Source organism: Nesterenkonia sp. HG001 (assembly GCF_034438835.1).
Lineage (GTDB): Bacteria > Actinomycetota > Actinomycetes > Actinomycetales > Micrococcaceae > Nesterenkonia > Nesterenkonia xinjiangensis.
In genome coordinates this window covers 187529-208112 of record NZ_JAOSZD010000004.1, presented here as the reverse complement: position 1 = coordinate 208112, position 20584 = coordinate 187529, and the positions used below count along the sequence as shown (strand labels likewise).

Annotated in this window: 18 protein-coding genes; 9 read left to right on the top strand and 9 right to left on the bottom strand. The window is 68.6% G+C overall.

Going from position 1 to position 20584, the window contains the following annotated elements:
* Window positions 1-14: 14 nt before the first annotated feature.
* From ODE13_RS08530 to erm, 3 genes are all read left to right on the top strand, one after another.
* Window positions 15-800 (top strand): TetR/AcrR family transcriptional regulator, encoded by a 786-nt coding sequence (locus ODE13_RS08530; RefSeq protein ID WP_179541887.1) that lies wholly within the window; start codon window positions 15-17, stop codon window positions 798-800.
* 199 nt (window positions 801-999) lie between these two features.
* Window positions 1000-1428 (top strand): VOC family protein, encoded by a 429-nt coding sequence (locus ODE13_RS08525; RefSeq protein ID WP_322478889.1) that lies wholly within the window; start codon window positions 1000-1002, stop codon window positions 1426-1428.
* A gap of 355 nt (window positions 1429-1783) precedes the next feature.
* Window positions 1784-2605 carry a 23S ribosomal RNA methyltransferase Erm gene (erm, locus tag ODE13_RS08520; RefSeq protein WP_416210616.1) on the top strand — a complete coding sequence of 274 codons (822 nt, stop codon included), beginning with the start codon at window positions 1784-1786 and terminating at the stop codon, window positions 2603-2605.
* Between the two features lie 32 nt (window positions 2606-2637).
* On the opposite strand, the gene ODE13_RS08515 is transcribed toward erm, so the two are convergent.
* The 5 genes from ODE13_RS08515 to ODE13_RS08495 form a co-directional block, all read right to left on the bottom strand.
* A complete protein-coding gene (locus ODE13_RS08515; protein ID WP_322478887.1) occupies window positions 2638-3861 on the bottom strand; it encodes a pyridoxal phosphate-dependent aminotransferase in 1224 nt (407 codons plus the stop codon).
* A gap of 129 nt (window positions 3862-3990) precedes the next feature.
* Entirely contained in the window at window positions 3991-5313 is a 1323-nt protein-coding gene (gene rlmN, locus ODE13_RS08510; protein WP_322478886.1) for a 23S rRNA (adenine(2503)-C(2))-methyltransferase RlmN, read from the bottom strand.
* A 77-nt stretch (window positions 5314-5390) separates the two neighbouring features.
* On the bottom strand, window positions 5391-6437 hold the full coding sequence (locus ODE13_RS08505; protein WP_322478885.1) for a siderophore-interacting protein: 1047 nt from the start codon (window positions 6435-6437) through the stop codon (window positions 5391-5393).
* A gap of 127 nt (window positions 6438-6564) precedes the next feature.
* On the bottom strand, window positions 6565-8907 hold the full coding sequence (locus tag ODE13_RS08500; protein ID WP_322478884.1) for a heavy metal translocating P-type ATPase: 2343 nt from the start codon (window positions 8905-8907) through the stop codon (window positions 6565-6567).
* A complete protein-coding gene (locus ODE13_RS08495) occupies window positions 8904-9125 on the bottom strand; it encodes a heavy-metal-associated domain-containing protein (RefSeq protein ID WP_322478883.1) in 222 nt (73 codons plus the stop codon). The genes ODE13_RS08500 and ODE13_RS08495 overlap by 4 nt, the downstream gene beginning before the upstream one ends.
* A 117-nt stretch (window positions 9126-9242) precedes the next feature.
* On the opposite strand from ODE13_RS08495, the gene ODE13_RS08490 reads away from it, so the two are divergent.
* The 3 genes from ODE13_RS08490 to ODE13_RS08480 all read left to right on the top strand — a co-directional run bounded on the left by ODE13_RS08490 (window position 9243) and on the right by ODE13_RS08480 (window position 11752).
* On the top strand, window positions 9243-9608 hold the full coding sequence (locus ODE13_RS08490) for a metal-sensitive transcriptional regulator (RefSeq protein ID WP_179541880.1): 366 nt from the start codon (window positions 9243-9245) through the stop codon (window positions 9606-9608).
* Between the two features lie 103 nt (window positions 9609-9711).
* Window positions 9712-10644, top strand: a complete 933-nt coding sequence (locus ODE13_RS08485; protein WP_322478882.1) for a DMT family transporter — start codon at window positions 9712-9714, stop codon at window positions 10642-10644.
* Between the two features lie 10 nt (window positions 10645-10654).
* The gene (locus ODE13_RS08480) at window positions 10655-11752 is read left to right on the top strand and encodes an NAD(P)H-dependent flavin oxidoreductase (protein ID WP_322478881.1); all 1098 of its coding nucleotides are present in this window, start codon (window positions 10655-10657) and stop codon (window positions 11750-11752) included.
* 18 nt (window positions 11753-11770) lie between these two features.
* On the opposite strand, the gene ODE13_RS08475 is transcribed toward ODE13_RS08480, so the two are convergent.
* The 3 genes from ODE13_RS08475 to ODE13_RS08465 form a co-directional block, all read right to left on the bottom strand.
* Window positions 11771-12535, bottom strand: coding sequence for a hypothetical protein (locus tag ODE13_RS08475; RefSeq protein ID WP_322478880.1), 765 nt, complete (start codon window positions 12533-12535; stop codon window positions 11771-11773).
* A 401-nt stretch (window positions 12536-12936) separates the two neighbouring features.
* The gene (locus ODE13_RS08470) at window positions 12937-13713 is read right to left on the bottom strand and encodes a DUF6318 family protein (protein WP_322478879.1); all 777 of its coding nucleotides are present in this window, start codon (window positions 13711-13713) and stop codon (window positions 12937-12939) included.
* Between the two features lie 443 nt (window positions 13714-14156).
* A complete protein-coding gene (locus tag ODE13_RS08465; RefSeq protein WP_322478878.1) occupies window positions 14157-15617 on the bottom strand; it encodes a hypothetical protein in 1461 nt (486 codons plus the stop codon).
* Between the two features lie 136 nt (window positions 15618-15753).
* Between ODE13_RS08465 and ODE13_RS08460 the strand changes: the two genes are divergently transcribed.
* Together ODE13_RS08460 and ODE13_RS08455 are read left to right on the top strand one after the other, a co-directional pair.
* A complete protein-coding gene (locus ODE13_RS08460; RefSeq protein WP_322478877.1) occupies window positions 15754-16539 on the top strand; it encodes a methyltransferase domain-containing protein in 786 nt (261 codons plus the stop codon).
* A 139-nt stretch (window positions 16540-16678) separates the two neighbouring features.
* Window positions 16679-17794: a type II CAAX endopeptidase family protein gene (locus ODE13_RS08455; RefSeq protein WP_322478876.1), complete on the top strand. Its 1116-nt coding sequence runs from the start codon at window positions 16679-16681 to the stop codon at window positions 17792-17794.
* A gap of 26 nt (window positions 17795-17820) precedes the next feature.
* On the opposite strand, the gene ODE13_RS08450 is transcribed toward ODE13_RS08455, so the two are convergent.
* Entirely contained in the window at window positions 17821-18801 is a 981-nt protein-coding gene (locus tag ODE13_RS08450; protein WP_322478875.1) for a hypothetical protein, read from the bottom strand.
* Window positions 18802-19083: 282 nt separating this feature from the next.
* Here ODE13_RS08450 and ODE13_RS08445 point away from each other — a divergent pair, with 282 nt between their 5' ends.
* The gene (locus ODE13_RS08445; RefSeq protein WP_322478874.1) at window positions 19084-20556 is read left to right on the top strand and encodes an MFS transporter; all 1473 of its coding nucleotides are present in this window, start codon (window positions 19084-19086) and stop codon (window positions 20554-20556) included.
* Window positions 20557-20584: the final 28 nt, after the last annotated feature.

The following is a 20584-nucleotide window of genomic DNA, read 5'->3' as shown; positions in this document are numbered from 1 at the left end:
GAGAGAATGCGCGCATGGCCGACACCACAGAGACCGGGCTCCCCCGCGCCGTCGCCGTGGCCTGGGGGATGCAGGAGACGCCCCAGCGCGGCCCCAGCCGCGGACTGAGCCACGAGCGGATCGTCGCCGCAGCCATGGAGATCGCCGACGCCGACGGGCTGAGCGCAGTCACCATGCAGGCCGTGGCCAAATCCCTGGGGTTCACCACCATGTCGCTCTACCGCTACGTCTCCGGCAAGGATGAGCTGCTGCGCCTGATGGGTGACGCCGGTGCACAGCTGCCCGAGAAGGTCCGCCTCTCCCCCGACTGGCGGCAGGCGCTGCGCCAGTGGGCCTCGCTCCTCCGGGAGGCGTGGCGAACCCACTCCTGGCTGCTCGAGATCCCCCGTGGACAGGCCTCCGTACTCATGCCCAACTCCGTGCGTATAGCTGACCTCGGTCTCGCCGCCATGGTGTCCCTGCCGCTGAGCCGGGACGAGAAGATCGGCATCATCCTGGTGGTCTCCCAGCATGTCGCCTCCATGGTGGAGCTGGAGCTCTCGCTGGCCGACGAAGGTGAGCTGCGGGTCTCCGAGGAGGGTGTCGATCAGCTGCGCGAGGTCATCACCGAAAAGCGCTTCCCTCATGTGGCCCCGCTCGTGCAGACGGGAGAGTACGTCCCCGGCGCCGCTCCGCCACCCGGGCCCGGGGACGCCGCGGAGGCCCCGGCGGAGGACGTGGAGGCCGAGTACGACTTCGGCCTGGACCTGCTCATCGCTGGACTCGAGATCCGCATCCAGGCGGCCAGCAGCACCTCCTGACTCCCCTGAGCCCTTCGGGCACGAAGGCTTCCCCTGGGGTGAGCAGGAGGAGCACGATGGGCGACGTCGACCCGCTCACGTCCCCCGGCACGCCATCCGGACCTCGGCCCGGCAGGCGCCCGCCGACGTTGGGCGTCCGACACCCACCCATCATCTGGCGCGCCCGCCGACAGGGCGCCACCTCGTGGAAGGCATCAACATGGCCGTCACTCTGACCCCCTACCTCCAACTCCCCGGCACGGCCCGGGAGGCGCTCGAGCTGTACCACTCGGTCCTCGGCGGCGAGCTGAGCACTCTGACCTATGCCGAGGGCATGGGTGCCGAGGACGACACCAAGGACCAGATCATGCACGGCTCGCTGTTCGTGGACCGCGGACTGCACGTGATGGCCGCTGACCTGCCGCCCGGAATGCAGAGCAACGGGCTGGGCACCCTCGCGCTGAGCGTGGGCGAGCCCGACGCCGCCGAGAACACCCGGCTCGAACGGTGGTGGACCGGGCTCAGCGCGCACTCCGAGGTGCTCATGCCATTGGAGGCCGCGCCCTGGGGAGACCGATTCGGGATGCTGAAGGACCGCTTTGGCGTCACCTGGATGTTCAACACCGCAGAGACCGCCTCCCAAGGCTAGGCGGGGTGGAGCCGGCCTCGACCCGCCGCAGCTGCTCCCGAGCACAGACGCTCTGCTACTCTCAAGCCCATGGGTTCCTTCAACGCCATCTACATCATCGCCGTGGCCCGTCCCCGCACGGGCTCAGCGGCGATGAGCAGCTGACCCCTCGAGATGTCGGCGCGATCTTCTCGCGCCCGGCGCTGATCTGAGTGCCGCCTCCCTCGAGGTTCTCTCCTCCCGCCGGATCACCGGTGATCTCCGCCTGCCCGCGCGCACGTGCACCCACTGTGGGCACCGTCGCGACCAGGCCGCCGACTCCTACGATCCCGCGCCGAGCAACTGTCTGCTGCTCCCGCCGCCTCAGCTGAACGTCATGCTGGGCGGCACTTCGTGCTGCCCGGGTGGTCCCTTCACCTCCCGGAGATCAACTGTGCACACCTTCACCCACGGCCGTCATGAGAACGGCCAGAACTTCCTCACCGACCCTCGATCCATCCGCTCCGTGGTGGATCTCGTCGCCCGCACCCACGGGCCCATCCTGGAGATCGGGCCCGGCGAAGGGGCTCTGACCCTTCCGATGCAGAGATTCGGACGTCCCATCACCGCCGTCGAGATCCATCCTCGGATGGTCCGGCGCCTGCAGTCCCGTGTGGGCAGGCGCACCCGCGTGCTCGAGGGAGACTTCCTGCGGCACCGGCTGCCGCGGGAGCCGCATGTCGTCGTCGGGAACCTGCCCTTCCACCTGACCACGTCCATCCTGCGGCGTCTGCTGCATGACTCCAGCTGGGAGGAGGCGGTCCTGATCACCCAGTGGGAGGTCGCGCGGCGCCGTGCCGGCGTCGGCGGCTCCTCGATGATGACCGCCCAGTGGGCGCCGTACTACGAATTCGGCCTGGGCGGTCGGATCCCTGCCGCGGCGTACCGGCCGCGACCCAGCGTCGACGCCGGGATCCTCACGATCTCGCGTCGCGAACGGCCGCTGATTCCCTGGAAGGACCGGAAGGGATACGCCGGATTCGTGCACGGGGCCTTCACCGCTTCGGGGCACGGGATGGGCCAGATCCTGCAGCGAGGCCTGCGGCTCTCCCGCCGGGAGGTCGGCCCGCTTCTGGGATCAGCAGGGGTCCGGCGCGACGCAACGCCCTCCCATCTGACTGCGGAGCAGTGGACGGCCCTCTGGCGCCGGGCACCGTGATGTGATCCGGGCGCGGAGCCTCGCGCAGCTCCTCAGCCGCCGTGGAAGGCGACGATCCGATCCAGCCCGCGGGCCACGGCCTCCGGGCCGGGTGCCAGGGAGAGCCGCACCCATTCATGTCCGGCCACCGGGTCGAAGTCCGTGCCGGGGACGATCGCCACCCCGGCCTGTTCCAGGACCGCCTGGCAGTAGGCCGGGGCGTCCCGGAACTGCGCGAGGTGCTCGCCGATGTGCGCATACACATAGAACGCCCCGTCGGCGGGCGCCACCTCGCCCCATCCGAGCTCCGGCAGCCGGTCCAGCACCTGCTGGCGGGCGGCGGCGTAATGCTCCACCTGGGAGGCGGCGAAGGCCATCGACTCCGTGCTGAACGCCTCCACGGCGGCCAGCTGCGAGCCGTGCGGCGGGCACAGCGAGACATTGCCGGCCAGCCGCGAGATCGGATCCACCAGGTGCTCGGGCAGCACCGCCCAGCCCAGCCGCCAGCCCGGCATGCCCCAGTACTTGGAGAAGGAGGACACGACGACGGCCTCATCGGTGAGCTCCAGCGCGCTCACCCCGGGCGAGGGTGGGCCGGTGGAGGCCTCGCGCGCAGCCCCGGTCTCCGCCCCTGCGTCGGCATAAGTGATGCCGTGGTAGATCTCGTCGCTGATGAGCTGCACCTCCCGCTCGCGGCACCATCCCACCAGCGAGTCGAGCTCCTCACGGCCGATCATGGTGCCGGTGGGGTTCGCCGGGGAGGCCAGGATGAGTCCGGCGATCGGACCGCCCTGGGCCACCGCCTCCTCGAGCAGCGCCACCGTCGGCTGGAAGCGGACCTCGGGGCCGCAGTCCAAATCCACGACCTCGATGCCCAGGCTGGCCAGGATGTTCCGGTAGGCCGGATAGCCGGGGCGCGCGAGGGCCACCCGGTCGCCGACGTCGAAGGCCGCGAGGAAGCTCAGCATGAACGCCCCGGAGGAGCCCGTGGTGATGGCGATGCGGTCGGCATCGACCTCGGCCCCGTACCAGTCCAGGCAGTGGGCGGCCACTGCCTCGCGCAGCGGCCGGATGCCCAGTGCTGTGCTGTAGTTCAGCACAGTGTCCTGGGCGTGGATCAGGGCGGCCGCGCGGTTGACCGCCGGCGGGGCGCCCGAGCCGGGTTCGCCGGCAGTGAGTGAGACGACGTCGCGGCCCTGCGCCCGCAGGGAGTCGATCTTCGCCAGGATGCTCATCACCTGGAAGCCGGGGACCTCGGAGCGCTGCGACGGTTTCATGCCCGCCAGCCTAACGGTCCGCAGACGACGTTGGCTCCGCGGTGTGGGCCCTTTTTCAGGCGCTGTCAGCGCTGAGAAGGGCCCACACCGCGGAGCCAACGCAAGAGGTGCCGCAGCGGGTGCGGGAGGTCAGTCCTCCGAGGCGGCGAGCTGCCCACAGGCGCCGTCGATCTCCTTGCCACGGGTGTCGCGCAAGGTGGTGGGCACTCCCTTGGCCTCCAGACGGGCGATGAACTCCCGGGTGATGTCAGGCTCGGAGGATGTCCAGATCGAACCGGGCGTGGGGTTCAACGGGATCGGGTTCACATGGACCCAGCCGCGGCCGCGGGCATTGAGCTTGTCCGCCAGCAGATCCGCGCGCCACCCGTGATCGTTCATGTCCTTGATCAGCGCGTATTCGATGGAGACCCGACGTCCGGTCTTCTCGTAGTACTCGTAGGCCGCATCGATGGCCTCATCAGCCTTCCATCGAGAGTTCACCGGGATCAGCTCATCGCGCAGCTCATCGTCAGGCGCGTGGAGGCTCAGCGCGAAGGTGATCGGCAGGTCCTCAGCGGCAAGCTTACGGATCGCCGGCACCAGGCCCACGGTGGAGATGGTGATGCCGCGGGCGCTCATGCCCAGCCCTTCGGGGGCGTCGTCGACCATGCGGTGGACCGCGTTCATGACCCGCTTATAGTTGGCCAGCGGCTCTCCCATGCCCATGAAGACGATGTTGGAGACGCGCTGGGGACCGGTGCGTTCGACCTCCCCGGCGAACTCGGCCTCCTCGCCCAGTCCGGCGTGGTCGGCCTCTTCGGCGATCTCTGCCGCGGTGGGAGCGTCCAGCTCCCCGGCGACGATCGCGCGATTGGCCTGCACGATCTGGTCGACGATCTCGCCGGTGGACATATTGCGAGTCAGACCGTTCTGGCCGGTGGCGCAGAACGGACAGTTCATCCCGCAGCCGCACTGGGAGGAGATGCACAGGGTGATGCGGTTGCGGTACCGCATGAGCACCGACTCGACCAGGGCACCGTCGAAGAGCCGCCACAGGAACTTGATGGTGGCGCCGTCATCGGTGCGGAGCCGCCGGACCTCGGTGAGCAGCGGGGGCAGGAACTCGTTGACCAGCTCATCGCGGGTGCCGGCCGGCAGGTCGGTCATCTGCGCCGGGTCCGAGGTGTAGTGCTGGAAGTAGTGCACGGAGAGCTGCTTGGCGCGGAAGCCGGGATAGCCGAGTTCCTTGGCCCGCTGGATGCGTTCCGGCAGGGTCATGTCAGCTAGGTGCTGCGGCGGCTGCTTGACCCGCTGGGACTGGGCGAACTGCAGCTGGGGACGGCCGTCAGGGCCCATCGGCTGCTTCCAGCCCTCAGGCTTGGGGATGACCTGGGGACGAGCCTCGTCCTGACGGGCAGGGCTCGACTGCTCGGTGGCGCGCGGCGTCTGCGGGGTGTTCGATGAAGTCGACATCGACACCAGTGTCCCATGCCTGGTGCCTCGGTGGCTCGCGCCGTGCGCCCCGGGAGCGCACTACCCCGGCGGACCGCTCAGGCGCTGGCGCGGCCCTTCTTCCAGTAGCCCATGAACGAGACCTGCTTGCGGCTCATGCCGATGCCCTTGACCAGGTGGCGGCGCAGTGCGGTGATGACTCCCGCCTCTCCCGCCAGCCATGCGTATTCGCGGAAGCCGTCCGGTTCGGCCACCTCCCACAGCACGGCGTCCTCGTCCACCTCGGGGAGCTCTCCGCCCTCGGGAGCGCCGACGGCGGTGCGGGCCGGCTCGCAGGCGGCCTGCCGCTCGGCGAAGATCTCCGCGCGGCGGCGCGCCCAGTCGCTGACCGCGGCCGTGAGCTTCTCCCCCAACGGTGCCCCGTCGCGGCCGATCCAGTGGATGGTGACCCCGCAGCGAGTCTCGACGTCGAGGGCGTCGGCGCTGCTGGGAACCTCCAGGTAAGCCTCACCGGTGATGCCCTCCGGCAGCGATTCGAGGATCGCGCACATGGCGGGCACGGCGGTCTCGTCACCGGCGAGCAGAACGTCCCGGGCGGTGCCGGGGTTCCACTCGATGCCCCCGCCGTGCTCCTCGGCGCGGGCATCGGGGCCGATGACGATCAGCTCGTCGCCCGGGCGGGCGGTGCTGGCCCAGGCGGAGGCCGGGCCCTCGGTGCCGTGGACGACGAAGTCGATGTCGATCTCCGCCTGCTCGGGGCGGATGGCGCGGACCGTGTAGGTGCGGATGGGGTTGCGCTCGGCCTCGTCCAGGTCCCGCCAGCGGTGGTACCACTCCATGATGCTCGGCGCAGGGTCGGCGAACAGCCCGATCTCCGGGTACTCGCCGTCCTCACGCGGGAGGAAGACCTTGATGCGCTGATCGAGCCCACCGGGGTGGAAGTGTCGCAGGTCATCGGCGCTCAGCGTGACGCGGATGAAATGCGGGCTGAGCGCGACGACGGCGGTCGCCGTGGTGCGGAAGGCACGGGTCGGCGGAAACTCGCGAACGTCGACGTCGGCGTCAGACTGCTCGGCGTCCGGGACTGCGCGGATCTGCGGACGGGCGGGCCGTTCCTCGGCGACGTCGACCGGCTGTGCGCTCATGGACTCCTCCATCTGACGGGGCACCTGCAGGATCACTCGGACACCACAGGGAAGGTTCGCCTCACCAGACTAGACGTCATTTAGCGAACCCCGCAATGACGAAACCTTCTGTGACGAGGGTGTCGTCTCAGCGCGCGAGACCACGGAAGCCGCGCAGGCGCAGACTGTTGCCCACCACGGAGAGCGAGGAGAGCACCATCGCCGCACCTGCGAGCATGGGATTGAGCAGCCCGAGGGCGGCCAGCGGGATCGCCGCCGTGTTGTAGAGGAAGGCCCAGAACAGGTTGGAACGGATCGTGGTGAAGGTCTTCCGGGAGAGCCTGACGGCGTCGGCCACGCTGCGCAGGTCGCCCCGGATGATGGTGATGTCAGCCGCGTCGATGGCGACGTCGGTGCCGGCACCCATCGCGATGCCGAGGTCCGACTGGGCCAGGGCGGCGGCGTCGTTGACACCGTCTCCCACCATGGCGACCGTCCGTCCCTGCCGCTGAAGCCGCTTGACGGCCTCGACCTTGTCCTCCGGCAGCGCCTCGGCGATGACCTCGGCGATGCCAACCTCCTCGGCCACGCGCTGGGCGGTGCCGGCGTTGTCACCGGTGAGCAGCACCGGCATCAGCCCGAGCTCCCGCAGCTGGGCCACAGCCTCCGGCGAGGTCTCCTTCACGGCGTCGGCAACGATCAGCACGCCGGCGAAGGAACCGTCGACGGCGACCATCACAGGGGTGCGGCCGTCGCGTTCGACGGCTGCGGACATGTCCAGGACCTCCGATGGCAGCTCCACGGAGCACTCGGTGAGGAAGCTGCGCCGGCCCACGGCGACCTTCCGGCCGTCGACGCGTCCCGAGACCCCTCGACCCTGATGGCTGCGGAAGTCCTCGACCTCCGGCAGAGAGCCGCTGCGGACGCCGTGGGTCTCGCGCGCGGCGGCGGCCACCGCCCGGGCGATGGGGTGCTCGGAGAATGCCTCCAGGGCCCCGGCCAGCCGGAGCAGCTGGCCGTCGGCCTCCGCGTGGTCCACCTTGGTCCGGTCACCGTCGCTCGTCACCTCCGCACCCTGTGCGGAGTGCACAGCGGTCAGCCGCATGGAGCCGGTGGTGACGGTGCCGGTCTTGTCCAGGACCACGGCATCGATGGTGCGGGAGGACTCCAAGACCTCAGGGCCCTTGATGAGGATCCCCAGCTGGGCCCCGCGGCCGGTGCCGACCAGCAGCGCGGTGGGGGTGGCCAGGCCCAGCGCGCAGGGGCAGGCGATGATGAGCACCGCGACGGCGGCGGTGAATCCGGCCTCCACCGGGTTTCCGAGCAGCATCCAGGCAACAAGGGTGAGGACGGCGACGCCGAGCACCACGGGCACAAAGACGCCCGAGATGCGGTCGGCGAGGCGCTGGACCTCGGCCTTGCCGGACTGCGCCTCCTCGACCAGGCGAGCCATCTGGGCCAGCTGGGTGTCGGCGCCGACGCGCGTGGCGCGCACCACCAGCCGACCGGAGGTGTTGACGGTGGCACCGGCGACCGAGCCTCCGGGAGCCACCTCGACGGGAAGGGACTCCCCGGTGAGCATGGACATGTCGATCGCTGAGACGCCGTGGAGGATCTCGCCGTCCGTGGCGACCTTCTCCCCCGGGCGGACGATGAACTCGTCGCCGACGTCGAGCTGCTCCACCGGGATGCGGATCTCCTGACCCTCCCGCAGCACTGAGACCTCCTTGGCACCCATCCGGAGCAGGGATCGCAGCGCGGCCCCGGCCTGACGCTTGGATCGCTTCTCCAGATAGCGGCCGAGCAGGAGGAAGGCTGTGACGGCGGTGGCCACCTCGAGGTAGATGTTGGCGGCGCCGTCGACATGCTCGGGGAAGAGACTGAACTCGTGGCGCATGCCGGGATCTCCAGCGGTGCCGAACACCAGTGCGTAGAGCGACCAGATCAGCGCAGCCAGGGTGCCCAGGGAGATGAGCGTGTCCATGGTGGCCATGCCGTGACGAGCATTGAGCGCGGCGGCACGATGGAATGGCCAGCCGGCCCAGAGCACCACAGGCAGGCTGAGCGCCAGGGAGGCCCAGCCCCAGCGGTCGAACTGTGTGGCCGGGACCATGGCCCAGACGACGACGGGCGCACTGAGCACGGCGGCCACCAGCAGGCGGAGGCGGATGCCACGCAGCTCGCGATCAGCTCGACCCTCCTCCTCGGCGTCCTCCCGGACGGGGATCTCAGCGGTGTAGCCGGTCTTCTCCACCGCGGCGATGAGGGACTTCACGAGGTCCTGACGGTCCGTGACGTCGTCGGCGCTGACCCAGGCCTTCTCGGTGGCATAGTTGACCGACGCGGTCACTCCCTCCATGCGGTTCAGCCGTTTCTCCACGCGGTTCGCGCAGGAGGCGCAGGTCATCCCGCCGATCGCGAGCTCGATGCGCTCTGCAGGCTCCGACTGCCCTGCCGCGTCCCCGTGGGGCACCTCGGTCTCCGACGTCATGCGGTGCGCACCGCCTGGTAGCCGGCCTCGTCCACGGCGGCGAGGACGGCGTCGTCGGTGACCTTCTGCGGGTCCTCCACGTCCAGGCGGAGGCTGCCCCGTGCGGCGCTGACCTCGACGCTCTGGACACCTTGGAGAGCTTCGACCTCCTGGCGCACGGCGTTCTCGCAGTGGGCGCAGGTCATTCCGGTGACGGAGTAGCTCAGCGTGGTGAACATGATGCTCCTTCGTTGGTGAGGACGGGGCGGTGCTCCGATACCGTCGACTATACCCCTAGGGGGTACATTTGCATACCCTCCTCCGGTACACTTCACAGCATAAGGAGGCCATGAGCCATGAGCGAGACGACGGCGGCCGATGCACCGGCCGAGAGCCACGCCCCCGCCGAGGGCAAGCACGGCGCGCACACGCACGATTCCCACCACGGGTACATGTCAGACAAGTCCCGGTACCTCGCGCGGCTGCGCCGGATCGAGGGGCAGGCACGCGGAATCCACCGGATGGTCGAGGATGACACCTACTGCATCGATATCCTCACCCAGATCAGCGCCATGACGTCGGCGCTGGAGAACGTCGGGCTGGCACTCCTGGACGACCACCTCAAGCACTGCGTGGCCGGCGCCGTGGCGGCTGGAGGCGATGACGCGGAGGAGAAGCTCAAGGAGGCGTCCGAAGCCATCCGACGGCTCGTGAAGTCCTGACCCTGCCTGTCTCGACACCTCCTGCCTGAGGGACACCATCCACCATCCGGACGGCACGGGGGACGGCTGAATCGTGGCTGCGGCCCTGTGCGAGACTGGCCGCATGGTCACTGCAAGGAAGGGCACGCTGCTGGTGATCGCCGGCACGTCAGCCCTGGGCGGGACCTCGCTGCTGATCTCCACGATCCCCGCAGATCCTTCCGTGATCGCCGCGCTGCGCTGCTTCCTCGCGGTCCCGATGCTGCTGCCGATGGTGGTCTGGGAGCTTCGTCGGATCGACCGGAGCGTCACGCTGCCGCGCCGAACCGTCGTCGGCGCCCTGATGGCCGGAGCCGCACTCGGAGTGGACTACAGCCTCTGGAACACCTCCATCGGACTGGTCGGACCCGGCATCGCCACTGTGCTGCTGAACATCCAGCTCATCGCCCTGCCGCTGATCGCCTGGCTGGTGGAACGGGCTCGGCCGATGCGGCAGCTGGCGCTGATCATCCCGCTGATGTTCCTCGGCGTGGTACTGACCGCCGGAGCGTTCGACGTCGGCGGCATCCAGCTGGGCGGCGTCCTCGCCGGGCTCGCCGCCGGCACGGCCTATGCCATCTACCTTGCGGTCATCCGTCGCACTGCCCCGGCCACCGCCAAGCCGGCGCCCTTCACGGTGCTGGCCCTGGTGTGTCTGTCAGCTGGGGCGGCCGCGAGCCTCGCCGCGCTGGTGACCGGCGGGCTTCACTGGCCGCAGGAACCGAGCACCTGGGTGAAGCTGCTGGCACTGGCCTTCCTGGGACAGGTGGTGGTCTTCTGGTGCTTGAACGTAGGCATGACCGGGATCTCCGAGACCGCCACCAGCACTCTCCTGCTGCTGCCGGGCGTCTTCGCCCTCGGACTCGCCGCCGTGGTGCTGCGCGAGATCCCGACCCCGTGGCAGCTGCTCGGCTGCGCGGTGATCATCGCGGGCGCATGGTGGGCATCCTCCGCCTCACACCGGGCTCACAGGTCCCGGAGAGCCCGCGGGCTGGGGCAGGACGTCACGAAGGAGTAGCCTCTGGGGCATGAGCACACGCCTCGACACACTGGCGGACCAGCTCCGCTCCCCCATCATGCAGGCTCCGATGGCCGGAGGCCCGTCGACACCGGCACTGGCCGCGGCTGTGCACCGGGCCGGCGGCTTCGGGCAGCTGGCCGGGGGGAACCTCACCCCCGCGGCCCTAGCCGGGCATCTCGATGACGTGGATGACCTGCTGGAGGGCGAACGCACGGAGTCCGGACTGTTGCCTGTGGGTGTGAACCTCTTCGTCCCGGACCCCGACACCGCCGACCCGGACGCCCTGGAGAGCTACCGCCTCGCGCTGAGGCCGGCGGCAGAGGCCCTGGGTGTGGAGGTCCCGCAGGTGCCGGCCTGGTCCGACGACGACTACCCGGCCAAGCTGGATCTGCTGCTGTCCCGCCCGCCGGCGGCGGTGTCCTTCACCTTCGGGCTGCCGGAGGCCCCGGCCGTGCGTGCTCTGCAGGAGGCGGGTGTCACCGTCGTGCTGAGCGTGGCGGATGTGCCGGGCGCCCGACGAGCTGCGGCGCTGGGCCCGGATGCGCTGGTGGTGCAGGGGCAGCAGGCAGGTGGGCACCGAGCGGTGCTCTCCATGCACGATGAGCCGGAGCCGGTCGACACCCTGGAGCTGCTGGGTGCGGTGCGCGCGGCACTGGGCGACCATCGCGGATCAGGCGGACACGACGGCGTCGGGACGGAGCCGCCGCTGATCGCCGCCGGTGGCGTGGGGACGGTGCAAGACGTGACCGACCTGCTGGCCGCGGGCGCCCGGGCGGTGCAGGTGGGTACGCAGTTCCTCACCGCACGGGAGGCAGGCACCCGCGCGGCGCACCGACAGGCGGTGCTGGATCCGGAGCGTTCGGAGACGGTGGTGACGCGAGCTTTCTCCGGCCGTCCGGCGCGAGGGCTGCGCAATCTGTTCATCGATGAGCTGGATGATCAGGCTGTGGTCGGCTATCCGCAGGTGAACCGCATGACGGCCCCGCTGCGAGCCGCAGCGAACGCCGCTGGCGATCCGGAGCATCTGAGCCTCTGGGCTGGCACTCGCGCATCAGAATGCCGGGAGGAGTCCGCCGCCGAGATCCTGGCCCGCCTCACGCCCTGAACGACGAAGAGATCCCGTTCAGCCTTGCTGGCCGATCCAGTTGCCGTGGTCGTCGTACTGATCCTCGAAGATCTTCGGGGGTGAATCGCCCTCGTCGAGCTCGATCGGACCATTGCAGCCCCAGGACCCGAGGTCTTCACATGGCCCGGAGACGTTCCGTGACGAGATGCGCCAGATGTCCGCCTCGCCGGGCTCGGAGGTCAGAGTCGCGCTGCCTGGGATCGCGATCCACGGGCCGCCGTCGATCCGGTACTCGCCGAGGAAGACGGTGTCCACTGTGACCGGGAAGCGACCGGTCTCGGAGTAGGCGTGCGAGGTGACCGTCTCCGTATCGGTCCTGTTCACCTCGAAGCCCGCTGAATCGAACTCCGGCAGCGGCGCACCGGGCTCGCTCGTGGTGCGCGTGGTGCCGTCGCCGTAGTCCCAGTGGAACTGCGACGGCAGAGCCCGAATGTCGACGTCGTAGCCGAGCATCTCCTGAGAGATCACCTGGGTCTCGACCTCGGCGAAGATGTTCACGTGCCGGTTGAGGTATCCGAAGCCGACCAGATCGGGCTCGAACGAGACACCGGCGGGCTCGAAGGGCAGATCCAGGAAGTCACTGGTGGTGATGGTCGGAGGAGGCGGCGGTGCATCCTCCGCCTCAGCCTCGTCCGACTCGGCGGCCTGCTCTTCCAGCTCCTCCGGCTCCTCTGACTCCTCCTCCGGCTCGTCCTCCTCCTCAGGCGGGCAGAAGGTCGGGGCGAAGTTCAGACCACCACTGGGATCCTCCGAGGTGGGCATGCTAACCGGACCCGGAACTCCACAGATGCGTTGGGACAGCTCAACGCACTCTCCGTTGACCACCTCGCCGTCGACACAGAGATTCTCCTCCTGGACGGCGGGCTGATTCTCAGCCCAGGGACCGGGGCTCTGCGAGCCGCCACCGCCTCCGGGCGACTCAGACGAAGGTGAGCCCGGATCCGGCTCCGCACCACCGTCATCATTCTGCCGAGATTCCGGATGGGAGCCCGGCTGCGAGACGTCAGGTTCAGCGAAGTCTCGGATTTCGACCCACGCAGTGTCGTTTATCTCATCCATATCCGCTTGTAGGTGTTCTGGCGCCGGCCCTGGGCTGCTACTCAACGGCCCAATGAAGGCCAGGACGAGGGCGCCCATACTGAGGAAAGCCCCAACACGCACAATCAGCCCTCCTCGCCGGAATCCTGCGTCGGCATCTCGTGCCGCACCGACAACACTTTCCATCCGTCCTCAGTGAAATCCAGATGACCTGTCCAGACTTGATCGTCGGTACCTTCAGTCGTTCCGTGATACTCGTTGTCCCAGTACGCTTCGAAGTCGGACGTATCGAGCAGGAAAACTCCGCCAACAGCTCCGGAGTCAATGTCCGTGAACTGCACGTGATGGGTCTTGTGCGACTCCTGGACGAACCAGCCGTTACCCTCGAACACCTCTTCCACAGTTTCGATCATCTTGTGGCATGAGAGGCAGTCTTCGTGGGAGAGGTCTTTGACCGGCCCCACGTCACCGGTATTACGTGCGTACACGAACAGGTCGAACCAGTGACGCATCCCCGCCTCGGCTCCCTCATGGCTGTCCTCATACAGCTCGTCCGGGGCCTCGGGCACCGGGAGGTTCTCCCCAGGCCCCTCCGAGGAAGCCGGCTTCGGGGTCGGCTCAGGCGTCTCATCCTCTTGGGCGTCACCTGCCCCCTCTGCGTCGTCGGCATCCTCCCCACCATGCGCTGAGGCAGACTCTCCGCCGTCAGGTTCCGCCGTCCCTGCCGCCTCCGGACCAGTCCCACAACTGGTCAGAGCCAGTGCGGCTACCAGCAGCAATCCCGTGATGGGTCTGATCCACCCCTGGCTCAGGCCCCGTGCGTCGTCGCTGACCATCCGTCCCTTTCCGTTCCTGTTCTGCAGTTCTCTGGTGTTCCGCGGCGCCACGCCGAATCTGGTCACGCACCGCACCCCTCTGGGCAGTGTAGACAAGCCCGCCGCCCGAGGGGCCGTCATGTCGCCACTTGTGGAAAACCTGATCCCGGAACCGCCCGACCATGCACAGAAGATCGTCTCTCTGTGGCAGATCGTCGCCGGATTCGGAGACGATCTGCCACAGAGAGACGATCTTCGGGCATGCTGGAGCCGGGGCAGCAGGCGGGAGCGACAGACGGAACACCCCACGCAGAACGGCGGCCCGACCCGGAGCCGAAGCTCCGTGCCGGGCCGCCGCCCACCTACCTTGCTCAGGGTGTTGTGCACCTCGCCGTCATCCCCAGGATCCGCCCAAGAATCCCAGGCGACGAGGCGCCACCCTCATCTCGCACCTGCCAGGAGGAGTCCGCTGACGATGTCAGCGGTATCGGGTCTGGCAGAACCACCCGAGTCCATCAGAGGCGCTCCACTCAGTGGTCACCCTCGTCGTCCTCGTGATCATGGTCATGATCGTCGTCATCATGGTCATGGTCGTCGTCACCGTGGTCATGATCATCGTCGTCATCGTGATCGTGATCCCCGTGGTCATCCTCGTCGTCCTCGCCCTCAAAGTCGTCGGACACGCCCTCCACCGGGCGGCCGTCGACGGCGGCGATCTCGTTCGGCGTGAAGTCGAACTCGGCCTCGTTGATGATCTCCAGCTCGGTCAGGTCCACCATGTGGATGGCCTGAGCGTCAGGCTCGGTGATGTAGGCGATGTCATCGACCACGCGGATCGCGGGGCGGGGCTGCTGCCACTCCTCCGGCTCGGTCCACTCGTCCATGACCTGCAGCTGGTCGATGTGCTCGCCGGTCTCCTCGTCGATGACGTGCAGCTGCCCGTCCTCGGCCATGACCAGCGCCTCACCCTCCGGGCCTCGCGCCAGGGAACGGAAGTTGTAGGGGGACTCGACGTCGGCGAGGACGATCTCCTCGGTCTCGGCGTTGACCAGTGCCACCGAGGTCATCGGCTCGTCACGGTCCTCGTCGAGCAGGTAGTCGCCCAGCAGCACCGGCGACTCGTCGTGCGGGAACAGGTTGCCGATCCGGGAGAACTCCTCGCCGGTCTCCAGCTTGGTGAACTCCTCCCCGTCGAAGAGCAGAACTCCGTCCTCGCAGCCGACGGCCAGTGAGTGGTCCGGCAGAGCCGCCTCGCCGTGAACCCCCGGGCAGTCCTCGCTGCTGGCGACCTCTTCTCCGTCGGCGTCCAGGAAGCGGGCGCCGCTGCGGTCGGCCAGAGTCTCGAAGCGGGAGCCGTCAGCGTTCACCACGGCCACACCATGGTGGGCATCATCGGTCTCTGAGACTTCGGCGTCGATCTCTGTCTCGGCGTCCAGCGTGGACAGGTCGTAGCTGTGGATCTCACCGTTGCCGTCGAAGAACAGCGTGCCGATGCCGTCATGGGACACCACGTGTCCAGGCTCTGGTCCATCGACAGTGATGTCTGTCAGCAGCGGATCGGTGGTGTGGTAGTGATCGTGGTCCCCGTGCGGAGAGCCCCAGCTGCCGCCGTCGATCAGGCGGAAGGACTCACCTTCGGTGAGGAAGAAGTGCCGCCCGTCTCCGGCGGGGTTGACTCGGGTGAACCCTTCGACGTCGAACTCCCCGAGCACCTCGAGGGTCGCACCGTCCAGGACCGCGACGCCGCCGTCGTAGGTCACGGCCACGCGAGTGGTCGGACCGCCGGCCTCATGCGTCTCACGGTCGGAGGGCTCGATGCGCTCCTCCTCGCCAGAGTCGCCGTCGCCGTCGCCGCCATCGGTGTCCTCTGTCTGAGCTGCGGGATCCAGCTCCTCGTCGTCGCTGTTCGTGGCGCCGTCGTCGCCGCAGGCGGAGAGGACCAGTGCCGAGGCCATGGCAAGGGAGGTGAGAGTGAGTGCGTTCCTATTCATGCGACTCATTATCACGAACGATTCGCAACAAATGCAAACCGTTCGCATTCCTGTGACGCCGGCCCGCCCCGCACCAGGTGTCGGATTGTGTCTGCCGCCTGCGACCCCAAGGACAGGCCTCCATACAATGACAACCATGCCCAGTACCCAGTGGAACCCGGGTGCCTATCTGACCTACGCGTCCGAACGCACCCAGCCCTTCATCGACCTCCTCCAGCGCGTCCGCCTCCCCCAGGCGGGAACCATCCTGGACCTCGGCTGCGGCCCGGGCAACGGCATGCCGGTGCTCCGCGGGATGTGGCCCCACGCGGAGATCACCGGGGTCGACTCCAGCGCCGAGATGCTCGACCGCGCGCGGGAGGCCACGGACGACGACCGCATCGACTACGTCCGCGCCGACATCCGAAACCTCGAGATCGCTGAACCGGTGGACTTGGTCGTCTCCAACGCCGCCCTGCAGTGGCTGCCCGACCACCGGAAGGTCCTGCCCCACATCCTGGACCTCGTCGCCCCGGGCGGCGCCCTGGCCGTGCAGGTCCCGGGGAACTTCAGCGCACCCAGCCACGCACTGCTGGCCGAGTTCGCCTCCCGAGAGCCCTACGCCCGCCACCTGGACCAGGCCTCCCTGCTCCAGCCCACCCACGAGCTGACCGACTACATGCTCGACGTCGCTCGCTCCGGCTGGGAGGTCGAGGCCTGGGAGACCCGCTATCACCACGTGCTGCAGGGGGAGGACCCGGTGTTCCAGTGGATCTCCGCGGCCGCCGCCCGGCCGGTGCTGCAGGCTCTGCCGGAGCCCGAGCTCAGCCGCTTCACCGACGAGTACAAGGCGGCCCTGCGCGAGGCGTATCCGCAGACCGCGTTGGGGACCATCCTCCCGTTCCGGCGGCTGTTCTTCATCGCGCGCCGTCCGCAGGAGTGAGCCGCCTCTCGGCCCTCCGCGACGTTTCCCCGGACACCGCCACGGAGGGCCGGCCCTGGCGTCGGGAGGTCGGCCGGAACCCGTATCATCGAGGGCTGGACCGCAACTTCCCCGACCCGTGAGACCAGCGAGGCCTCCCATGTCGCACCACAGCCCTGACGCCCCTCCGGCCACCGGAGGTCGGCACGACGACGGATCCGCACCGTCGGATGCCGCCGCCGGCAGGACGAGCCGGCGCACCGCACCGGCGACGCCGCGCACACCGCTGGTGCTGCTGAGCACCTTCGTGATCCTGACGCTGGCGCTGGGCTGGCTGATCGGCCTGCCGCTGGTGCTGATGGACCCGCCGGACCGCCTCGAAGCACCGCTGGACCTCTTCTACAACCTGTTCATGCTCAGCCCGGCGCTGGCCGCGGTGGTGGTCCACCTGCTGGAGCGGCGCCAGTCGGCACGGGTCCTCTACGGCCACCTCGCCTCCCCTCGAGGCCCTGACGACGACGCCACGAGCGCAGAGGCAGCAGAGGACCAGACCATGCGGCTGCGCCCACAGAGCTTCACCGACGCGCTGGGCATCACCCCGCTGCGCCCCGTCTCCCGGCTGATCAGCTGGTCGATCCTGGGGATCATGCTCTTCTTCGTCTTCAGCATGGCTGCGCTCCCCATCGGCGGGCTGCTCGGCGTCTACGCCTTCGACCCCTCCATGCCGCTGTTCGTCCAGGATTTGGGCCAGCGCCTGGGCCATGAACCCACCGAGTTCATCGCCACGGGGCTCCTCGTGGAGGCCGGGGTCATCTTCGCCTCCGCCATCGGCCTGGTGTTCCTGCACGTCGGCACGGAGATCGGCTGGCGAGGGTGGTTCTTCCCCCGTGCTCAGCTGCGCTGGGGCACGATGCGTGCCGTGCTGATCACCGGCGCCGCCAACGGCCTCTGGTACGCGCCGCTGCTGGCCGTCGGGTTCTTCTATGACCAGGCGAACGTGTTCCAGGCCATGGGGCTGATGATCGGGTTCTGCATCGTCATCGGAGGGATCCTCGCGTGGCTGCGGATGCGCTCCGGCTCAATCTGGCCGGCGGCCTTCGCCCAGTCGATGATCACGGCGGCCACGATCCTGGCCTACTGGTTCACCGCTTTCGGCGAGCAGATCGACTTCCGACACTCCACGCTGCAGGGCTGGTCCGGATGGCTCCTGCCTGCCGCCCTGCTGGGCGTGCTGCTGCTGGCCCGCCGCCGCAGCTTCGCCCCGGCGAGCGCCTGAGCAACCGCAGCAGGCGAGCCCGCCCCTCACCGGAAGTCGATCTCCTCGAGCGCCTCGATCTGAGCCTCCAGGTACTCCTCGGCGACGGCCTTGTCCTCCATGTCCTCGAGGAACATGTAGAAATGGACCCCGTCACCGTCCCAGACCGCCAGCCCGGAGCTCATCGCGTGGCCCGCGAAGACCTCCTCGGCCCAGAAGCCGCCGACGTCACCGTTGTCCCAGCCCTCCAGGAACGCCTCGTCCCCGTCCTCGGACTCCAGCTCAGGGCAGGCCTCGGGCAGTGCCCCGTAGGGTTCCACCAGGTTCAGGCTGCGATCTGAGGTGAAGACGTCGACCTCGACGGTGCCGAGACCGTCGTCGTAGACCACCGCCTCTGCGGAGCCCGTGGCCATCGCAATGAGATCGTCGATGTCGGCGAGCGCCTCCTCACAGGTCTCGTCCACCGCGTAGCCGGACCAATCGAGCGCGAAGTCATAGCTGATCATGTCCTCGTCCGGCTCGATCTCGGTCAGGTAAGGGGTCGGCCCGTCGTAGTAGCTCCAGCCGTCCGGCAGCTCAGACTCGCTGAGGTAACCGGAGAGGATGTCCTGCTCGATGGCGGGGCCGGCGCCGTCCTCCCCGCCGTCGTCGTCCTCGTCGTCTACGTCCTCGTCTTCACCTTCGTCGTCGTCGCCGTCGCCGTCGCCGTCGTCTTCATCTTCGCCGTCGTCTTCGTCGTCATCCTCGTCTTCGTCGCCCGCGCGGTCCGTGTCGTCCTCGAGCGAGCCTTCGTCGGCCGCGTCCTGCTCCTCCCCCTCGGGCTCCTCCTCAACCGGCTCCTCGACGTCCTGAGGCTCCTCGTGCTCCCCCTCGGCGGCCTGGTCCTCCTCCCCCAACGTCACGCAGCCGGTGAGCATCAACGCCGCCGCGGAGAGCACGCCGACCGCCCGTGCCGTGGACCCAGGCTTCAGCGCCCGTGTCGGCACTCCTGAGACCACCCGCTGCCCGCACTCCCTCTGTCTGCGCATGATGACCCCGCCCTTTCGCCCGGCGTCCGTCCGCCGCCGCTGGGCCTGACCATAGCAATCCCCGAACCCCTGCCGGGAGGGATGGGAGCCCACCTCCTGGGCACCTCACCCTGGGATCGCTCCGTGATGAGGCTGGTTTTTCCTGCCTGAAACTCCCCGATGCACACGGCGAAACACCACCTTGGCACTCTGGACATCACCGTGAGGACGATCCGTCCCTCCGAACGAGACCCCGCAGGTTCCATCACGTGCCCGCCACTGCGCGGAGGAGAGCAGGACATCATGACCCCGCAGCCCTACAGCACCGGACCCACCACCGACGCCGAGCATGAGCTCGCCGACACAGGCCGCAGCCCCGGAGCACCCGATGCCGCCCCGCCCCGCCCGGCGGAGGGCAGCACCGGCCCCGAGGACCGGCTGGTCGTGGAACGCGGCCGGTGGATCACCAACTGGCAGCCCGAGAACGTGAGGTTCTGGGAAGGTCCCGGCCGAGTCACGGCACGGCTGAACCTCATCTGGTCGGTGTTCTGCGAGTTCCTCGGCTTCGCCGTCTGGCAGCTGTGGTCGGTCACCGTGGTGTTCCTGCCGCAGGTCGGCTTCGACCTCACCACCTCCCAGCAGTTCTGGCTGGTCTCTCTGCCGCCGCTGGTCGGCGCGACTCTGCGCGTGCCCTACAGCTTCACCGTCGCCCTGTTCGGCGGCCGGAACTGGACGATCGTCTCCGGCCTTCTTCTGCTCATCCCCACTACCGCGATGGCCTTCACCCTCGGCAACCCGGAGACCCCCACCTGGGTGCTCTTCGCCATCGCCGCCACGGCCGGCTTCGGCGGGGGCAACTTCGCCAGCTCGATGGCCAACATCACCTTCTTCTACCCGGCTAAGGAGAAGGGCGCCGCACTGGGTGTCAATGCCGCCGGCGGAAACCTCGGAGTCGCCGTCGCCCAGTTCACCGTGCCCATCGTGGTCACCGCCTTCGCCTTCGGGACCTTCCAGCCCAACCTGCCCATGGCCGGGCTGTTCTGGATCCCGTTCATCCTGCTGGCCACCTGGGGCGCCTGGAAGTACATGCACAACCTGTCCCACGCGAAGAACGACATCAAGGGCTCGCTCTCCACGCTGAAGGAGAAGCACATGTGGGTCATCGCGGTGATCTACATCGGCACCTTCGGTTCCTTCATGGGCTTCGGCTCGGTGTTCCCCACCCTGATCAACATGACCTTCCCGGAGTTCTCAAGCTTCCAGGTCCTGGGGGCCGCGCTCTCGCTGGCGTTCATGGGTCCCCTGGTCGGCTCGCTGTCCCGGCCTTACGGGGGCAGGCTCGCCGATCGCATCGGCGGCGCGCGGGTCACCGTGGTCTGCTTCCTCATCATGGCCGTGGTGACCGCCGGCGTCGTGCTCACCCTGCCGATGGCCAGCTTCTGGCTCTACCTGCTGCTGTTCCTGATGCTGTTCACCCTCACCGGAGTGGCCAACGGCTCCAGCTACCGGATGATCCCGCTGGTCTTCCGGCTCTCCGTCAAGCCTGAGGACAGGGTCGGCCACGAGCGCAAGGCCTCGGCCGCGCTGGGCCTGATCGGCGCCGTCGGGGGCTACGGAGGGTTCGCCATCCCGCAGATCCTCAACTTCTCCCACAACGCCACCGGCACCTTCGACGTCGCCTTCTGGTGCTTCGCCGCCGCGTACATCGGCTTTGCATTCCTGACATGGGCCGTTTACATGCGACCAGGCACAATCTACGCCAAGGCCAACGTCTGAGCGGCCGAGCACCCCACGGCCAGGCAGA